The sequence below is a fragment of the Klebsiella sp. MISC125 genome, from assembly GCF_051131775.1.
Taxonomy (GTDB): Bacteria; Pseudomonadota; Gammaproteobacteria; order Enterobacterales; family Enterobacteriaceae; genus Klebsiella.
In genome coordinates, this window is the sequence record NZ_CP180448.1 from 4,322,754 (window position 1) to 4,339,375 (window position 16,622).

The window sequence follows — 16,622 nt, forward strand, 5'->3', positions numbered from 1 at the left end:
ATAAAATAAAACTGCTAAAAAAGTGGAGCGGTAAAATCCGCATAACCACTGGGTATAGACTATTTTTCGTGACGCGAATTATCAATCTCTTTCGGTGACAAAAGATGAAGATTATGACAAAGCGCACATAATCTATGTCTTTTTGTTTCAGTCGTAGAAGTCATGCATTTGACGTGGAAGTGCTTGCTATATCAGAAAAAACAGGCGTAATGAAAGCGATTACATGTTTTTATAGTGGATGACCAAAGGGATAAACAGTCGTAATTTTTACAATCTGTAAACAAGATTAATTCGCATCGCGAAAATATGACAATTTAATCCCCTGATTCTGAAATAAAAAAAAACGCCGCTGTTTGCGGCGTTCTCATTGATGGCGGATAACTACGCGCCGACTTTCGCCCAGGTGTCGCGCAGACCAACAGTACGGTTAAATACCAAATTGGTTGCGGTTGCATAGCGGCTGTCGAGGCAGAAGTAACCTTCACGCTCGAACTGGTATGCTTTTTCAGGCTGCGCCTGCGCCAGGCTTGGTTCAGCAAAACCCTGCTTGATAATCAGCGATTCCGGGTTCATGACCGACAGGAAATCATCAGCAGCACCGGGATTTGGCACGCTGAACAGACGATCGTACAGACGAATCTCTACCGGCAGCGCATGTGCTGCGCTCACCCAGTGAATAACGCCCTTAACCTTGCGACCATCGGCCGGATCTTTGCTCAGGGTGTCAGCATCGTAGGTACAGAAGATAGTAGTGATATTACCTTCCACGTCCTTCTCTACGCGCTCGGCTTTGATAACGTAAGCATTACGCAGACGGACTTCTTTGCCCAGCACCAGACGCTTGTACTGCTTGTTCGCCTCTTCACGGAAATCCGCGCGATCGATCCAAATTTCGGCGCTGAATGGCACTTCACGGCTACCCATATCCGGTTTGCTCGGATGATTCGGCATCGTTACCTTTTCGCTGCCGCCCTGCGGATAGTTTTCGATAACCAATTTAACCGGGTCGATAACGGCCATCGCGCGCGGAGCGTTTTCGTTCAAATCCTCACGAATGCAGGATTCCAGCGAAGCGATTTCAATGGTGTTGTCTTGTTTGGTCACGCCGATGCGTTTGCAGAACTCACGGATGGATTCAGCGGTATAACCGCGACGACGCAGACCGGAGATCGTCGGCATACGCGGGTCATCCCAACCTTCAACGTGCTTCTCGGTCACCAGCTGATTCAGCTTGCGCTTGGACATCACGGTGTATTCGAGGTTAAGACGCGAGAATTCATACTGACGCGGATGCACGGGGATGCTGATGTTATCCAGCACCCAATCGTACAGACGGCGGTTATCCTGGAACTCAAGGGTGCACAGGGAATGAGTAATCCCTTCCAGCGCATCGCTAATGCAGTGGGTAAAGTCGTACATCGGATAGATGCACCACTTGCTTCCGGTCTGATGGTGATCGGCAAACTTAATGCGGTACAGCACCGGATCGCGCATGACGATAAACGGAGAAGCCATGTCAATTTTTGCACGCAGGCAGGCTTTACCTTCTTCAAAACCGCCGGTACGCATTTTTTCAAACAGCGCCAGGTTCTCTTCTACGCTGCGATCGCGATACGGGCTGTTTTTACCCGGCGCTTTCAGCGTGCCGCGATATTCGCGAATCTCTTCCGCCGACAGTTCATCAACGTAGGCAAGGCCTTTGTTGATCAGCTCAACCGCATACTGATGCAACTGATCGAAATAGTCAGACGAGTAGCAAACGTCCCCGGACCAGTGGAAACCTAACCACTGCACGTCGTTTTTAATCGACTCAACGTACTCGATATCTTCCTTCACCGGGTTGGTGTCATCGAAACGCAGGTTGCATTGACCCTGGTAATCCTGGGCGATACCAAAGTTCAGACAAATAGACTTCGCGTGGCCAATGTGCAGATAACCATTCGGTTCCGGTGGAAAACGGGTATGAACAGTGGTGTGCTTACCAGTAGCCAGATCTTCATCGATTATCTGACGAATAAAGTTAGTCGGGCGGGCTTCTGCCTCACTCATCGCGGGTTCCTCAAAGCGTAAACAACGTATAACGGCGTATGATCTTATAAGCCGAAGAGGCTGACAACCTTTAGTTACGCAAAAAAGGTATCAAACGGAAATATTGAGGTTATTTGCAGTAAAAAAAAGCGGCGCAGATTTCGCTGCGCCGCTTGAGGCATAAACTCTACTCAGGAGCCTTACTTGCCTTTAATTTCGTACAGCGGTGTCTGACCTGCTACAACCTTACCGGTTGCCTGAATAACCAGCGCGCTGTAGTCGTCGCTGTTGCTGCACACCACCGGGCTAATCATGGAGCGCGCGTTAGCGTTCAGGAACTCAAGATCCAGTTCCAGAATCGGCTGACCAGCGTTCACTTCCGCGCCCTCTTCCACCAAGCGTTTAAAGCCCTGGCCGTTAAGCGCAACGGTATCAATACCCATATGGACAACGATTTCCGCGCCATTTTCAGTTTCCAGGCAGAATGCATGGTTGGTGTTAAAGATCTTCACCACCGTGCCTGCAGCCGGAGCAACAACAATCTTGTCCGTCGGTTTCACCGCCACGCCGTCGCCGACGGCTTTGCTGGCAAACGCTTCGTCCGGAACCTGCTCCAGAGCCACAATGTCACCGGTAATTGGCGAAACCAGCGTTTCCACGGTTTTCGCATTCGCCACGGCCTGTGGTTTAGCAACTGATGCAACAGGTGCGCTATGAGCAGAAGAGGCAGATGTCGCCGCAACCGGGCCACGCGCAACCACTTTCTTCATTTCATCACCAACGGATTCAGCTTTCGCACCCACGATAACCTGAATGGTCTGTTTGTTCAGTTTAACCACACCCGAAGCGCCCAGGCGCTTACAGGCCGCATCGTTAACCAGTGCAGAGTCTGCAACGGTCAGACGCAGACGAGTAATACACGCATCAATCGCTTTCAGGTTATCCGTACCGCCAACCGCTGCGATGTAGTTGGTTGCCAGTTGAGTCAAACCTTCTTCGGTATTGCTGTTTGCTTCCTCAGTCACCACGTCATCGGTTTTATCTTCACGACCCGGCGTTTTCAGGTTGAACATACGGATAACCGCACTGAACAGCAGGAAGTAAATGACGAAGAACACCACGCCCATAACAATCAGCATCCAGACGTTTTTACTGGCTGCTGGCAGGCTGTACATCAGAACATAGTCGATAGCACCTGCGGAGAAGGAGAAGCCTGCATGGATGCCCAGCGCTGTCGCAACGAACAGGCTGATACCGGTCAGGATGGCGTGCAGGAGATACAGCAACGGCGCCAGGAACATGAACAGGAATTCCAGCGGCTCGGTAACACCGGTCAGGAATGCGGTAATTGCGACAGACAGCAGCATACCGCCGACCATTGGACGACGTTCTTTAGGGGCCGCGAAGTACATCGCCAGCGCAGCACCCGGCAGACCGAACATCATGATCGGGAAGAAGCCGGACATGAACATCCCCGCCGTGCCGTCACCCGCGTAGAAGCGGTTGATGTCACCGTGGAATACCGCACCTGCGGCGTTAGTGAATTCACCAATCTGGAACCAGGCAATGGTGTTCAGAACCTGATGCAGACCGGTTGGGATCAGCAGACGGTTGATGAAACCGAAGATACCAGAACCCAGCGCGCCAGCGCCGACGATCCATTCTCCGCCTGCATGAATGGCGTTCTGCACCGGAGGCCATACATAACCGAAGATAGCCGCCAGCACCAGACAGAAGAAGCCGGTAGCGATTGGTACAAAGCGTTTGCCACCAAAGAAGCTCAGGAAGTCAGGCAATTTGATGCCCGACCAGCGGTTGTAAGTCGCACCCGCCACCAGACCAGTAATAATACCCGCCAGGACACCCATGTTAATAGCAGGGTTAATGGTGACCATCGCTTTGGTCAGGACGAAGTAACCTACTGCACCGGCCAGCGCTGCTGCACCCGCGCTGTCTTTAGACCAGCTGGAGGCAACACCGATAGCAAAAATCAGCGCCAGGTTATCAAAGATTGACCCGCCCGCCTGTGCAATGAACGGTATGTTAAGCAGATCGGGCTGACCGAATCGCAGCAGCAGCGCGGCGACTGGCAGCACTGCAATAGGGAGTTGTAACGCCCTACCGAGTCGCTGAAAAAAACCTAAAATATTCATCTTATTCCCCCTATGAGACCCCGATAAGGCTCATTCAAAGCCACTTTATTATTGTGTAACTTGGTTAAATTTTTAACTTACCTGCAAAGTGTCTGAAAAATTAATTCGTCTCGCAAATTAAATGGGCATTTTTTGTGACAATAGTCACCAAATATCGTATTCACCCCCGCCTTTTACTGGCTAACAACGAAAACTTATTTTATCATTCAAAAAATCAACACGGATTGACCCCAGCCGACGCAGTTACTGCAATACTCTTAATAGTATGCTGGCGCCAATCCGCCAGGTTCTAATTTAACTATAGAGGTGAACAATGAGACTGATCCCCCTGGTAACAGCTGAGCAAGTCGGTAAATGGGCTGCCCGCCACATCGTTAATCGCATCAATGCGTTCAATCCTACGGCGGATCGTCCGTTTGTACTGGGTCTGCCAACCGGCGGCACCCCGCTGACGGCTTACAAAGCGCTGGTTGAGATGCACAAAGCAGGCCAGGTCAGCTTTAAGCATGTCGTCACTTTTAACATGGATGAGTATGTTGGTCTGCCGAAAGAGCATCCGGAAAGCTATCATAGCTTTATGCACCGCAACTTCTTTGATCACGTTGATATTCTGGCAGAAAACATTAACTTGCTGAATGGTAATGCGCCTGATATCGATGCTGAATGCCGTCGTTATGAAGAAAAAATTCGTTCTTACGGCAAAATCAACCTGTTCATGGGCGGCGTAGGCAACGATGGGCATATCGCGTTTAATGAACCGGCCTCTTCGCTGGCTTCCCGTACCCGCATTAAAACCCTGACTCATGATACCCGTATAGCAAACTCCCGTTTCTTTGACGGTGACGTAGACCAGGTGCCTAAATACGCGCTAACCGTTGGCGTAGGTACTCTGCTCGATGCAGAAGAAGTGATGATTCTGGTGTTGGGGGGTCAGAAAGCGCTGGCGCTGCAGGCAGCGGTTGAAGGCAACGTTAACCATATGTGGACCATTACCTGTCTGCAACTACACCCGAAAGCGGTTGTGGTCTGCGACGAGCCGTCTACGATGGAACTGAAAGTTAAGACCTTGAAATATTTCAACGAATTAGAAGCTGAAAACATCAAAGGTCTGTAATGTAGTCTCGTCCCGCGGCCGCCCCCGCGGGACAACCATTTTTGACAACCGGGGGTCGTAATGTATGCATTAACCCAAGGCCGGATTTATACCGGTCATGAAATTCTGGATGACCATGCGATCGTTATCGCCAATGGCCTTATCGAACGTATCTGTCCGCTGACTGATTTACCCACCGGGATTGAACAACGCTCGGTTGATGGCGCCATTCTTGCTCCCGGTTTTATCGACGTACAGCTGAACGGCTGCGGCGGCGTGCAGTTTAACGACACACCCGATGCCGTCACCGTTGAAACGCTGGAAATTATGCAGGAGGCTAACCAGCGCTCCGGCTGCACCAGCTACTTACCCACGCTCATTACCGCCAGCGATGACCTGATGAAACAGGGCGTACGCGTAATGCGCGAATATCTGCAAAAGCATCCGAACCAGGCTCTGGGCCTGCATCTCGAAGGTCCGTGGCTGAACATTGTTAAGAAAGGCACGCATAACCCAGACTACGTGCGTAAGCCTGATGCCGCGCTGGTCGACTTTCTGTGCGAAAACGCGGATGTGATTACCAAACTCACGCTCGCCCCAGAGCGCGTTGAGCCAGAAGTGATCCGCAAGCTGGTCGCTGCAGGTATTATCGTTTCCGCGGGCCATTCCAACGCCACGCTGAAAGAAGCGAAAATCGGCTTCCGTTCTGGCATTACTTTCGCCACCCATCTGTTTAACGCGATGCCTTATATTACTGGCCGCGAGCCGGGTCTGGCGGGCGCGATTTTCGACGAACCGGATATTTACTGCGGCATTATCGTGGATGGTCTACATGTCGATTACGCCAACGTCCGTCTCGCTAAGCGCCTGAAAGGCGACAAACTGTGCCTCGTGACCGACGCGACAGCACCGGCAGGTGCCAATATTGAACAGTTCATTTTTGCTGGTAAAACAATATACTACCGGAATGGATTGTGCGTGGATGAAAACGGCACCCTTAGCGGTTCTTCGCTGACCATGATTGAAGGGGTACGTAACCTCGTCGAACATTGCGGCATCGCGCTGGACGAAGTGTTGCGTATGGCAACCCTCTATCCTGCTCGCGCGATTGGCGTGGACAAACAATTAGGCAGCATTGCTCCGGGGATGGTCGCTAACCTGACCGCATTCACCCGCGATTATAAAATCACCAAGACCATCGTTAATGGTAACGAGGTCGTCACTGAGTAAGTAAAAGTATGACAGCAGGCGGACAAGCTCAAATTGGTAACGTCGATCTCGTAAAACAGCTGAACAGCGCGGCCGTCTATCGGTTGATTGATCAGCACGGCCCAATCTCGCGTATTCAGATTGCGGAACAAAGCCAGCTTGCCCCTGCCAGCGTAACCAAAATTACGCGTCAACTGATTGAACGCGGCCTGATCAAAGAAGTCGATCAGCAGGCCTCCACCGGGGGCCGCCGCGCGATCTCGATTATTGCCGAAACCCGCAATTTCCACGCAATTGGCGTGCGCCTTGGCCGCTATGACGCCACCCTGACGCTGTATGATTTAAGCAGCAAAACCCTCGAAGAAGAGCATTACCCACTTCCGGAAAGAACCCAAGAAACCCTGGAGCATGCGCTGCTGAACATCATCGCCTCCTTTATGGAAGGCTGCCAGCGTAAAATCCGTGAGCTGATTGCTATCTCGGTCATTCTACCGGGCCTGGTTGACCCTGAAAGTGGCGTTATTCGCTATATGCCCCATATTCAGGTTGAAAACTGGGGGTTAGTTGAGGCGCTAGAAGCACGTTTTAAACTAACCTGCTTCGTTGGTCACGATATCCGCAGTCTCGCGCTGGCAGAGCACTATTTTGGTGCGAGTCATGATTGCGAGGACTCCATTTTAGTGCGGGTACACCGCGGGACCGGTGCGGGAATTATTTCCAATGGTCGTACCTTTATCGGCCGCAATGGCAACGTTGGTGAAATCGGACATATCCAGGTCGATCCGCTGGGCGAGCGCTGCCACTGCGGTAACTTTGGCTGTCTGGAAACCATTGCTGCCAATGCCGCCATCGAGCATCGCGTTCGTCATTTACTGGAACAGGGCTATCAGAGCAAAATTTCAATAGATGACTGCACCATCAAAACTATCTGTAAAGCGGCGAATAAAGGTGATGCGCTGGCCTGTGAGGTTATCGAACATGTCGGTCGCCATCTGGGTAAAACCATCGCCATTGCGATTAACCTGTTTAATCCGCAAAAAGTGGTCATTGCCGGTGAGATCGTCGAAGCGGAAAAAGTCCTGCTGCCAGCGATTGAAAGCTGCATCAATAACCAGGCGCTAAAGGCATTTCGTAAAAATCTGCCGGTGGTGCGATCCACTCTCGATCATCGCTCAGCGATCGGCGCTTTTGCTCTGGTCAAGCGCGCGATGCTCAATGGGATCCTGCTCCAGCATTTGCTGGAAAGTTAAAGCCGCTTTATAGTTTCGCCTTTCTCCAACGATGTCGGACTGTCCATGACCATTCAAAACGTAATTTGTGATATTGACGGCGTGCTGATGCACGACAATGTGGCTGTGCCGGGCGCCGCTGAATTTATCAAGCGCATTCTCGAAAAAGAGATGCCGCTGGTGATGCTGACCAACTACCCTTCACAAACCGGTCAGGATCTGGCGAACCGCTTTGCGACTGCGGGAATTGATGTGCCGGATACCGCTTTTTATACCTCAGCTATGGCGACTGCGGATTTTCTGCGTCGTCAGGAAGGCAAGAAAGCCTACGTGGTGGGTGAAGGCGCGCTGATCCATGAACTGTATAAAGCCGGCTTTACCATCACCGACGTTAACCCTGACTTCGTTATCGTCGGCGAAACCCGCTCCTTTAACTGGGAGATGATGCATAAGGCCGCTTTTTTTGTTGCCAACGGCGCGCGTTTTATCGCCACCAACCCGGATACTCACGGTCGCGGATATTATCCAGCCTGCGGTGCGCTGTGCGCCGGCATCGAGAAAATCTCAGGCCGTCAGCCGTTCTATGTCGGCAAACCCAGCCCGTGGATTATCCGTTCAGCGCTAAACAAAATGCAGGCGCACTCTGAGCAAACAGTCATCGTCGGCGATAACTTGCGCACGGATATTCTGGCAGGCTTTCAGGCGGGCCTGGAAACCATTCTGGTGCTTTCTGGGATCGCCACGCTCGACGATATCGACAGCATGCCATTCCGACCATCATGGATTTACCCCTCCGTCGCAGAAATTGATATTTTCTGATCAAAACCACGTCCCCGGGCGTGGTTCTTCATTTCTAAGCGACCAAAAAACACCTTCATCTAATGAAAATGCATTATCACTAAACATTCATCAATAAAAGCGTTCAAAACATAATCTTTTTTCATTATTCAGCAACAGTAGTTGCATTATTTCTTTTCTCGACCGTAAACCCCTTGCGCGCCCCGCTCCTTTGCGGCATTTTCTTAAGCATGCACTGAGGCTTCGCAATAAGACGCAGCCTGCACAACATTAAACAAGACAGGGTAACGGAGAAGGCTATGTGTTCAATTTTTGGCGTACTGGATATTAAAACTGACGCGGTCGAACTGCGTAAAAAGGCACTGGAACTTTCCCGCCTGATGCGCCACCGCGGTCCGGACTGGTCCGGTGTTTACGCATGCGATAAAGCCATTCTGGCGCATGAGCGTCTGTCTATCGTTGACGTTAACGCTGGTGCGCAGCCGCTATACAACGCCCAAAAAACTCACGCCCTGGCCGTCAATGGTGAAATCTACAACCACCAGGCGCTGCGCGCAGAATACGGCGATCGCTATGAATTCCAGACCGGTTCAGACTGTGAAGTCATCCTGGCGCTGTATCAGGAAAAAGGGCCGGACTTCCTGGACGACCTGCAGGGGATGTTTGCATTCGCTCTGTATGACAGCGAACAAGACGCATATCTGATTGGCCGCGACCATATCGGGATCATCCCGCTGTATATGGGTCATGACGAGCACGGTAACTTCTACGTCGCTTCAGAAATGAAAGCACTGGTTCCGGTCTGCCGCACTATTAAAGAGTTCCCGGCAGGCAGTTACCTGTGGAGCAAAGATGGCGAAATCCGCCAGTATTATCAGCGTGACTGGTTCGATTATGACGCGGTCAAAGACAACGTTACTGATAAAAATGAACTGCGTCAGGCGCTGGAAGAATCAGTAAAAAGCCACCTGATGTCAGATGTTCCTTACGGTGTACTGCTTTCCGGCGGCCTGGATTCATCGGTTATTTCCGCTATCACCAAAAAATATGCCGCTCGCCGCGTTGAAGATCAGGAAAAATCAGAAGCCTGGTGGCCGCAGCTTCACTCCTTCGCCGTGGGCCTGGAAGGCGCACCTGACCTGAAAGCTGCGCAGGAAGTCGCTAACCATCTGGGTACCGTGCACCACGAGATTCACTTTACCGTACAGGAAGGTTTAGACGCGATTCGTGATGTTATTTATCACATCGAAACCTACGATGTGACCACCATTCGCGCTTCAACACCAATGTATCTGATGTCACGTAAAATCAAAGCGATGGGCATCAAGATGGTACTGTCCGGCGAAGGTTCTGATGAAGTGTTTGGCGGCTACCTCTATTTCCATAAAGCACCAAACGCCAAAGAATTGCATGAAGAGACCGTGCGTAAGCTGCAGGCGCTGCATATGTTTGACTGCGCCCGCGCCAACAAAGCGATGTCAGCCTGGGGCGTTGAAGCACGCGTACCGTTCCTGGATAAGAAGTTCCTCGACGTGGCAATGCGCATTAACCCGCAGGATAAAATGTGCGGCAACGGCAAAATGGAAAAACATGTTCTGCGTGAATGTTTTGAATCCTACCTGCCGGCAAGCGTCGCCTGGCGCCAGAAAGAGCAGTTTTCTGACGGTGTAGGTTACAGCTGGATCGATACGCTCAAAGAAGTCGCGGCAGAACAGATTTCCGATCAGCAGCTGGAAACGGCCAGCTTCCGTTTCCCATACAACACGCCATCGTCAAAAGAAGCGTATCTGTATCGTGAGATCTTTGAAGAATTATTCCCGGTACCCAGCGCTGCGGAATGTGTACCCGGTGGCCCGTCCGTTGCCTGTTCTTCAGCGAAAGCCATTGAGTGGGATGAGTCGTTCAAAACCATGAACGATCCATCAGGACGCGCAGTCGGCGTGCACCAGTCGGCTTACTAAATAACCATCAATATCTAAAACGGATCCTACGGGGTCCGTTTTTTTATGCCTTATGCAAATCATTAAAAACGATAAATAACCAATAATTGCCGATTATTACATCACGCTGTTCGCAACCTAACCAAACAGTCGTTTTCAGCCCATTTTCGATGAAAAAGGGGTTGACGCTTTAAGGCTCAATACGCATAATGCGCCCCGCAACGCCGATAAGGTAGCGCGAAAAAAAGATGGCTACGTAGCTCAGCTGGTTAGAGCACATCACTCATAATGATGGGGTCACAGGTTCAAATCCCGTCGTAGCCACCATATTTTGCGGGAGTGGCGAAATTGGTAGACGCACCAGATTTAGGTTCTGGCGCCGCAAGGTGTGCGAGTTCAAGTCTCGCCTCCCGCACCATTTACTCTTTCGCGTTGCAAGTAAAAGTTTTTTGTTGGGGTATCGCCAAGCGGTAAGGCACCGGTTTTTGATACCGGCATTCCCTGGTTCGAATCCAGGTACCCCAGCCATATTTCTTCGATGTTTGCGGTTCACCGCGACGGTATTGGGGTATCGCCAAGCGGTAAGGCACCGGTTTTTGATACCGGCATTCCCTGGTTCGAATCCAGGTACCCCAGCCATCGAAGAATATGATAAGATTTTGGCTACGTAGCTCAGCTGGTTAGAGCACATCACTCATAATGATGGGGTCACAGGTTCGAATCCCGTCGTAGCCACCATACAAGGACTTATTGATTTAGTTCGATAAATCCAAAAAAATTGTTGGGGTATCGCCAAGCGGTAAGGCTCTGGTTTCTGATACCAGCATTCCGAGGTTCGAATCCTCGTACCCCAGCCAATTTTAAAAGTCGCTCACATTGTGGGCGCACCCGTTGGGGTATCGCCAAGCGGTAAGGCTCTGGTTTCTGATACCAGCATTCCGAGGTTCGAATCCTCGTACCCCAGCCACTTAATAGCAAAAAGCTCGCTTCGGCGGGCTTTTTGCTTTATGAAATCCGAAAAATCTAATCTGAAGTTTACATCTACGTTAGCTCTGGATACATTGCAGAGAAAATGCGTAAAAGGATTTGCGATGAACTATCAGGTTTTCCCGATTTTTACCCGAATAACAACGCTGCTCTTTTTTCTGTTCAGCTTCATTTCTTGCTTCTTCGGGATTTCTGCCTTATTAACATATTGTGTTCTGGTTGGTTTATTCTTTCCTATTAGCATATCAATGCGTCTTCATCGCCTCAACGAAACTGGTATCGCGCTTACGCTTACTGAAAATACCCAATGGATAACCTATATTCATGGCTTCCCGGCTCAGGAACAACGCGCTGTGCTTAAAAATCCATGCTTCTGGTCAACAGAGAGAATCCAACAATTTTTTATCCGCTGCTTTGTGGGCAAGATGGTTTTACAGGGTAGCTGTATCGCCATACTTGCTTATGAGTTTCAGTCTTTCAAAGGAAGCGAGGTTTCCGTAATACTTGCATTGCTGGCGCTACTGTATCTGCTCTATATGTCAGCCAAAAGCGCACATATGCTCTATTTAGTAGCGACTAATCAATGGCAGTGTGAATCCCTGACAACCTCCAGAGGAAGTATCTGGTATCAGGGATTCTTGCCAACAAAAGAAGGTAGAGACACGCTGTTTGCAAGGTTATGTTAAACGCAGATTACAATCCCAACGCGTACTTCAGTGCCTGTCGCTTCAGGACACCAGCTCGCCCGGCAGCCATCAGACCGATATTTCGCAGCATACGGATTGGTGCCAGATCGTTGCTGAACCCGGCATAAAACAGATCCATCCCTGTTTGCATAATCAGGTTATCTGCTCTGCGCCGGGCCTGGTAGCGCTTGAGTACAGGCAGACTGGCCCACTCTTCACCGTGCTCGCGCGCACGGGAAAGAATATCCAGCAGCGCATCAACATCACGATAGCCTAAATTCACCCCCTGCCCCGCCAGCGGATGAATAGTGTGCGCGGCGTCGCCCACCAACGCCAATCCCGGCTTAACGTATTGCAGTGCGTGGCGACGGGTCAGCGGGAATGCCCCCGCGCTTAGCGGTGTAACCTCACCCAGACGGGACGGGAAATGGTGGGCAATTTCTTGCTGCAGCTGAGCCATATTCATTCCCTGCAGTTGGCGGATCCGCGCGGGCGTGTCGTACCACACGAGTGAAGCCCAATGGTCGAACAGCGGTAAAAATGCGCGCGGTCCCGTTGGAGTGAACTGCTGCCAGGTACTATCACCGGGATCGTCCACGCACTGCACGCTTATCAACATGCAGGATTGCTGATACTGCCACGCCTGGACGCCGATTCCCGCCAGTTGCCGTACCTGCGAGTTAGCGCCGTCCGCGCCAATAACCAGTCGTGCATCGTACTGATTATCATCAGTCAACGTTAGTGAAACATGCGTTTCTGCGTGGCGCATTTCCTTCAATGACGCTCCCACATGAAGAGAGACTTGCGCATGGGCTTCCAGCGCCTGCCATAAAGCAAGCTGGAGGACGTTATTTTCCACCATGTAGCCCAGCTCAGGCAGCTCTAGTTCTGTCGCATTAAAGGCAACATGGGCACTTTCCCACTCCCAGGTCTCCAGTTGACGATAAGCATGGGCGCGCATCGCCCGAACTGAATCCCAGACACCCAGACTTTTCAGTAGCCCTACGGATGAAGCGCTGATTGCCGAAATACGCACATCTGGAACCGAGGTCGCATCAAAAGTTGGCGGCGCATTTTTTTCAATCACCGTCACCGTAAAGCCGCGCTGTGCCAGCCCCAATGCCAGGGCGCCGCCAACCATTCCGCCGCCGACGATAACGACATCTGTTGCATGAATTGTCATGGCTATTATCCTTAAACTCGAATCCCTTGAGTTTACCGGATTTTTATTCACCTTGTGGTGATTACGGTCGTACTGGTCAGGGCGCGGTCAAAGCATTACAATACGCGCCCTGCAATCCTGGCTTTATATCCGTCACCCTTCACATTGCAGAGCAACATCCGGTGAAGACGCTGACTTTGGGTATACCTAATTAAGCATGAGCAAGTCGATGACAAAAAAACTCCATATTAAAACCTGGGGCTGTCAGATGAACGAATACGATTCATCAAAGATGGCCGATCTGCTGGATGCCACGCACGGGTTTCAACTCACCGAAGTGGCAGAAGAAGCGGATGTGCTGCTGCTCAATACCTGCTCAATCCGTGAGAAGGCCCAGGAAAAAGTTTTCCATCAGCTCGGTCGCTGGAAACTGCTGAAAGAGAAAAACCCCAACCTGATCATTGGCGTTGGCGGCTGTGTGGCTTCTCAGGAAGGCGATCATATTCGCCAGCGCGCTCACTATGTCGATATTATTTTCGGGCCGCAGACCCTGCACCGCCTGCCGGAAATGATCAACTCCGTACGCGGTAATCGCAGCCCGGTTGTCGATATCAGCTTCCCGGAAATCGAAAAATTCGATCGTCTGCCGGAACCCCGTGCCGACGGACCAAGTGCATTTGTCTCTATCATGGAAGGCTGCAACAAATATTGCACCTATTGCGTGGTGCCATACACCCGCGGTGAAGAAGTCAGCCGTCCAGGCGATGATATCCTGTTTGAAATCGCGCAGCTCGCGGCTCAGGGCGTGCGTGAGGTTAATCTGCTCGGGCAGAACGTGAACGCCTGGCGCGGTGAAAACTACGATGGCACCCCTGGCAGTTTTGCCGATCTTCTGCGCCTGGTTGCGGCGATCGACGGTATTGACCGGATTCGTTTTACCACCAGCCATCCGATTGAATTCACCGATGACATTATTGAGGTTTATCGCGACACGCCGGAGCTGGTGAGCTTCCTGCATCTGCCGGTGCAGAGCGGTTCTGACCGCGTGCTGAATCTTATGGGGCGCACCCATACGGCTCTGGAATACAAAGCGATTATCCGCAAACTGCGCGCGGCACGTCCTGATATTCAGATTAGCTCCGACTTCATCGTCGGCTTCCCTGGTGAAACCACCCAGGATTTCGAGCAGACCATGAAGCTGATTGCGGATGTGAATTTCGATATGAGCTACAGCTTTATCTTCTCCGCGCGCCCGGGCACCCCGGCAGCCGATATGGTCGATGACGTACCGGAAGAAGATAAGAAGCAGCGCCTGTATATTCTGCAGGAGCGAATCAACCAGCAGGCAACGGCATGGAGCCGTCGTATGCTCGGCACCGTGCAGCGTATTCTGGTGGAGGGCACGTCACGTAAAAGCGTTATGGAGCTTTCCGGCCGTACCGAGAATAACCGCGTGGTCAACTTCGAAGGTTCACCTGAGATGATTGGCAAGTTTGTCGATGTCGAAATCACCGACGTCTGGACAAACTCTCTGCGCGGTAAAGTGGTACGTACCGAAGACGAAATGGGCCTGCGCATCGCAGAAACGCCGGAATCGGTGATTGCTCGTACCCGTAAAGAAAACGATCTTGGCGTCGGTATCTACCAGCCATAATCCGTTCAGGCCTGCCGACTCCGGCAGGCCTTGTATTTCCTCTCCTGAACCCAATATCTACAGCGATGCTTGCGCCATATTCCGATGACGTGAATAATTTCCTGACAGGCCGGTGAACGTTTACCTTCCGGCTACCTATGCATAAGAGGAACAGTTTGAACACAGACACTCGCGAAATCACCCTTGAGCCCGCTGATAATGCCCGTCTGCTGAGCCTTTGCGGCCCGTTTGATGACAACATTAAACAGCTGGAACGCCGTCTCGGCATCGAGATTAATCGTCGTGACAACCACTTTAAAATAACCGGTCGCCCGATTTGCGTCACCGCTGCGGCGGATATCCTGCGCAGCCTGTATGTCGATACTGCACCGATGCGCGGCGAACTTCAGGATATTGAACCAGAACAAATTCACCTGGCGATCAAAGAAGCCCGCGTGCTGGAGCAAAGCGCCGAAAGCGTGCCGGACTTCGGCAAGGCCATCAATATCAAAACTAAGCGTGGCGTGATCAAACCGCGCACGCCGAATCAGGCGCAGTATATTGCCAATATTCTTGACCACGATATTACCTTCGGCGTTGGTCCTGCCGGGACCGGGAAAACCTACCTTGCAGTTGCTGCTGCGGTCGACGCGCTGGAGCGTCAGGATGTTCGCCGTATTCTGCTGACCCGTCCGGCCGTTGAAGCCGGGGAAAAGCTGGGCTTCCTGCCTGGCGATTTGAGTCAGAAAGTCGACCCGTACCTGCGCCCGCTGTACGACGCGCTGTTCGAGATGCTCGGTTTTGAGAAAGTCGAGAAGCTGATTGAGCGCAACGTGATTGAAGTCGCGCCGCTGGCCTATATGCGCGGTCGTACGCTGAACGATGCCTTTATCATCCTTGATGAGAGCCAGAACACTACCATCGAACAGATGAAGATGTTCCTGACCCGTATTGGTTTTAACTCCAAAGCGGTTATTACCGGCGACGTGACGCAGATTGACCTGCCGCGTAGCACCAAATCCGGCCTGCGCCACGCGATTGAAGTGCTGGCCGAAGTCGATGAGATTAGCTTCAACTTCTTCCATAGCGAGGACGTGGTGCGCCATCCGGTTGTCGCCCGCATCGTTAATGCCTATGAAGCGTGGGAAGAAGCGGACCAAAAACGTAAAGCAGAACAGGCCGCCGAGCGTAAACGCGAAGCCCAGGAGCAGGAACACAAATGAGTCAGGTTATTCTCGATTTACAGCTGGCTTGCGCAGATAACAGCGGTATGCCGGATGAGGCGCAGTTTCAACGCTGGGTCGATACCGTCATCCCGCAGTTCCAGGAAGAGTCGGAAGTCACGATCCGTCTGGTCGATGAAGCGGAAAGCCATGAGCTGAATATGACCTATCGCGGGAAGGACAAGCCGACTAACGTGCTGTCTTTCCCGTTCGAAGCCCCTCCGGGCATCGAATTACCACTGCTTGGCGATCTGGTCATCTGCCGTCAGGTCGTCGAGCAGGAAGCAAAAGAGCAAAACAAACCGCTGGAAGCGCACTGGGCGCATATGGTTGTCCACGGTAGTCTGCATCTTTTGGGCTACGACCATATCGTTGACGAAGAAGCGGAAGAGATGGAATCCCTCGAAACAGAGATAATGCTTGCTCTGGGCTATGAGGATCCGTACATTGCCGAGAAGGAATAACCTGCCGCCGGCTTTGC

At 51.6% G+C, this 16,622-nt stretch carries 12 protein-coding genes and 7 tRNA genes; 16 read left to right on the plus strand and 3 right to left on the minus strand.

Annotated features, from left to right (window positions below):
- Nucleotides 1-381: 381 nt before the first annotated feature.
- Both glnS and nagE read right to left on the minus strand, forming a co-directional pair.
- A complete protein-coding gene (gene glnS, locus ACMYSL_RS20400) occupies nt 382-2,049 on the minus strand; it encodes a glutamine--tRNA ligase (RefSeq protein ID WP_434659765.1) in 1,668 nt (555 codons plus the stop codon).
- A gap of 179 nt (nt 2,050-2,228) precedes the next feature.
- The gene (nagE, locus tag ACMYSL_RS20405) at nt 2,229-4,181 is read right to left on the minus strand and encodes a PTS N-acetyl glucosamine transporter subunit IIABC (protein WP_434659767.1); all 1,953 of its coding nucleotides are present in this window, start codon (nt 4,179-4,181) and stop codon (nt 2,229-2,231) included.
- 313 nt (nt 4,182-4,494) lie between these two features.
- Between nagE and nagB the strand changes: the two genes are divergently transcribed.
- The 13 genes from nagB (at nt 4,495) to ACMYSL_RS20470 (ending at nt 12,123) form a co-directional block, all read left to right on the plus strand.
- Nucleotides 4,495-5,295, plus strand: a complete 801-nt coding sequence (gene nagB / locus ACMYSL_RS20410) for a glucosamine-6-phosphate deaminase (RefSeq protein WP_110273359.1) — start codon at nt 4,495-4,497, stop codon at nt 5,293-5,295.
- A 60-nt stretch (nt 5,296-5,355) separates the two neighbouring features.
- Entirely contained in the window at nt 5,356-6,504 is a 1,149-nt protein-coding gene (gene nagA / locus ACMYSL_RS20415) for an N-acetylglucosamine-6-phosphate deacetylase (RefSeq protein WP_182237200.1), read from the plus strand.
- Between the two features lie 8 nt (nt 6,505-6,512).
- Entirely contained in the window at nt 6,513-7,733 is a 1,221-nt protein-coding gene (nagC, locus tag ACMYSL_RS20420) for a DNA-binding transcriptional regulator NagC (protein ID WP_181483038.1), read from the plus strand.
- Nucleotides 7,734-7,778: 45 nt separating this feature from the next.
- Nucleotides 7,779-8,531 (plus strand): HAD-IIA family hydrolase, encoded by a 753-nt coding sequence (locus ACMYSL_RS20425; protein WP_110273356.1) that lies wholly within the window; start codon nt 7,779-7,781, stop codon nt 8,529-8,531.
- 278 nt (nt 8,532-8,809) lie between these two features.
- Nucleotides 8,810-10,471: an asparagine synthase B gene (gene asnB / locus ACMYSL_RS20430; protein WP_110273354.1), complete on the plus strand. Its 1,662-nt coding sequence runs from the start codon at nt 8,810-8,812 to the stop codon at nt 10,469-10,471.
- A 229-nt stretch (nt 10,472-10,700) separates the two neighbouring features.
- Nucleotides 10,701-10,777 (plus strand) — tRNA-Met (locus ACMYSL_RS20435).
- Nucleotides 10,778-10,783: 6 nt separating this feature from the next.
- Nucleotides 10,784-10,868, plus strand: a tRNA-Leu gene (locus ACMYSL_RS20440).
- Nucleotides 10,869-10,903: 35 nt separating this feature from the next.
- Nucleotides 10,904-10,978: transfer RNA gene (locus ACMYSL_RS20445), tRNA-Gln, on the plus strand.
- 36 nt (nt 10,979-11,014) lie between these two features.
- A tRNA-Gln gene (locus ACMYSL_RS20450) sits at nt 11,015-11,089 on the plus strand.
- A 22-nt stretch (nt 11,090-11,111) separates the two neighbouring features.
- A tRNA-Met gene (locus ACMYSL_RS20455) sits at nt 11,112-11,188 on the plus strand.
- 44 nt (nt 11,189-11,232) lie between these two features.
- A tRNA-Gln gene (locus tag ACMYSL_RS20460) sits at nt 11,233-11,307 on the plus strand.
- Nucleotides 11,308-11,342: 35 nt separating this feature from the next.
- Nucleotides 11,343-11,417 (plus strand) — tRNA-Gln (locus tag ACMYSL_RS20465).
- 124 nt (nt 11,418-11,541) lie between these two features.
- A complete protein-coding gene (locus tag ACMYSL_RS20470) occupies nt 11,542-12,123 on the plus strand; it encodes a hypothetical protein (protein ID WP_434659771.1) in 582 nt (193 codons plus the stop codon).
- Nucleotides 12,124-12,130: 7 nt separating this feature from the next.
- Here the strand turns inward: ACMYSL_RS20470 and ubiF are convergent, their stop codons facing one another.
- Nucleotides 12,131-13,306: a 3-demethoxyubiquinol 3-hydroxylase gene (gene ubiF / locus ACMYSL_RS20475; protein ID WP_434659773.1), complete on the minus strand. Its 1,176-nt coding sequence runs from the start codon at nt 13,304-13,306 to the stop codon at nt 12,131-12,133.
- A gap of 208 nt (nt 13,307-13,514) precedes the next feature.
- On the opposite strand from ubiF, the gene miaB reads away from it, so the two are divergent.
- The 3 genes from miaB (at nt 13,515) to ybeY (ending at nt 16,605) form a co-directional block, all read left to right on the plus strand.
- On the plus strand, nt 13,515-14,939 hold the full coding sequence (miaB, locus tag ACMYSL_RS20480) for a tRNA (N6-isopentenyl adenosine(37)-C2)-methylthiotransferase MiaB (RefSeq protein ID WP_434659775.1): 1,425 nt from the start codon (nt 13,515-13,517) through the stop codon (nt 14,937-14,939).
- Nucleotides 14,940-15,094: 155 nt separating this feature from the next.
- Complete coding sequence (locus ACMYSL_RS20485) at nt 15,095-16,141, plus strand: PhoH family protein (RefSeq protein ID WP_181421762.1); 1,047 nt, start codon at nt 15,095-15,097, stop codon at nt 16,139-16,141.
- Complete coding sequence (gene ybeY / locus ACMYSL_RS20490) at nt 16,138-16,605, plus strand: rRNA maturation RNase YbeY (RefSeq protein ID WP_181483041.1); 468 nt, start codon at nt 16,138-16,140, stop codon at nt 16,603-16,605. Before ACMYSL_RS20485 ends, ybeY begins: the two co-directional genes overlap by 4 nt.
- Nucleotides 16,606-16,622 lie beyond the last annotated feature (17 nt).

Bases quoted from the DNA above. Each gene is read 5' to 3' on its own strand.
- glnS (WP_434659765.1), bottom strand. From the start codon at position 2,049: ATGAGTGAGGCAGAAGCCCGCCCGACTAACTTTATTCGTCAGATAATC.
- nagE (WP_434659767.1), bottom strand. From the start codon at position 4,181: ATGAATATTTTAGGTTTTTTTCAGCGACTCGGTAGGGCGTTACAACTC.
- nagB (WP_110273359.1), top strand. From the start codon at position 4,495: ATGAGACTGATCCCCCTGGTAACAGCTGAGCAAGTCGGTAAATGGGCT.
- nagA (WP_182237200.1), top strand. From the start codon at position 5,356: ATGTATGCATTAACCCAAGGCCGGATTTATACCGGTCATGAAATTCTG.
- nagC (WP_181483038.1), top strand. From the start codon at position 6,513: ATGACAGCAGGCGGACAAGCTCAAATTGGTAACGTCGATCTCGTAAAA.
- ACMYSL_RS20425 (WP_110273356.1), top strand. From the start codon at position 7,779: ATGACCATTCAAAACGTAATTTGTGATATTGACGGCGTGCTGATGCAC.
- asnB (WP_110273354.1), top strand. From the start codon at position 8,810: ATGTGTTCAATTTTTGGCGTACTGGATATTAAAACTGACGCGGTCGAA.
- ACMYSL_RS20470 (WP_434659771.1), top strand. From the start codon at position 11,542: ATGAACTATCAGGTTTTCCCGATTTTTACCCGAATAACAACGCTGCTC.
- ubiF (WP_434659773.1), bottom strand. From the start codon at position 13,306: ATGACAATTCATGCAACAGATGTCGTTATCGTCGGCGGCGGAATGGTT.
- miaB (WP_434659775.1), top strand. From the start codon at position 13,515: ATGACAAAAAAACTCCATATTAAAACCTGGGGCTGTCAGATGAACGAA.
- ybeY (WP_181483041.1), top strand. From the start codon at position 16,138: ATGAGTCAGGTTATTCTCGATTTACAGCTGGCTTGCGCAGATAACAGC.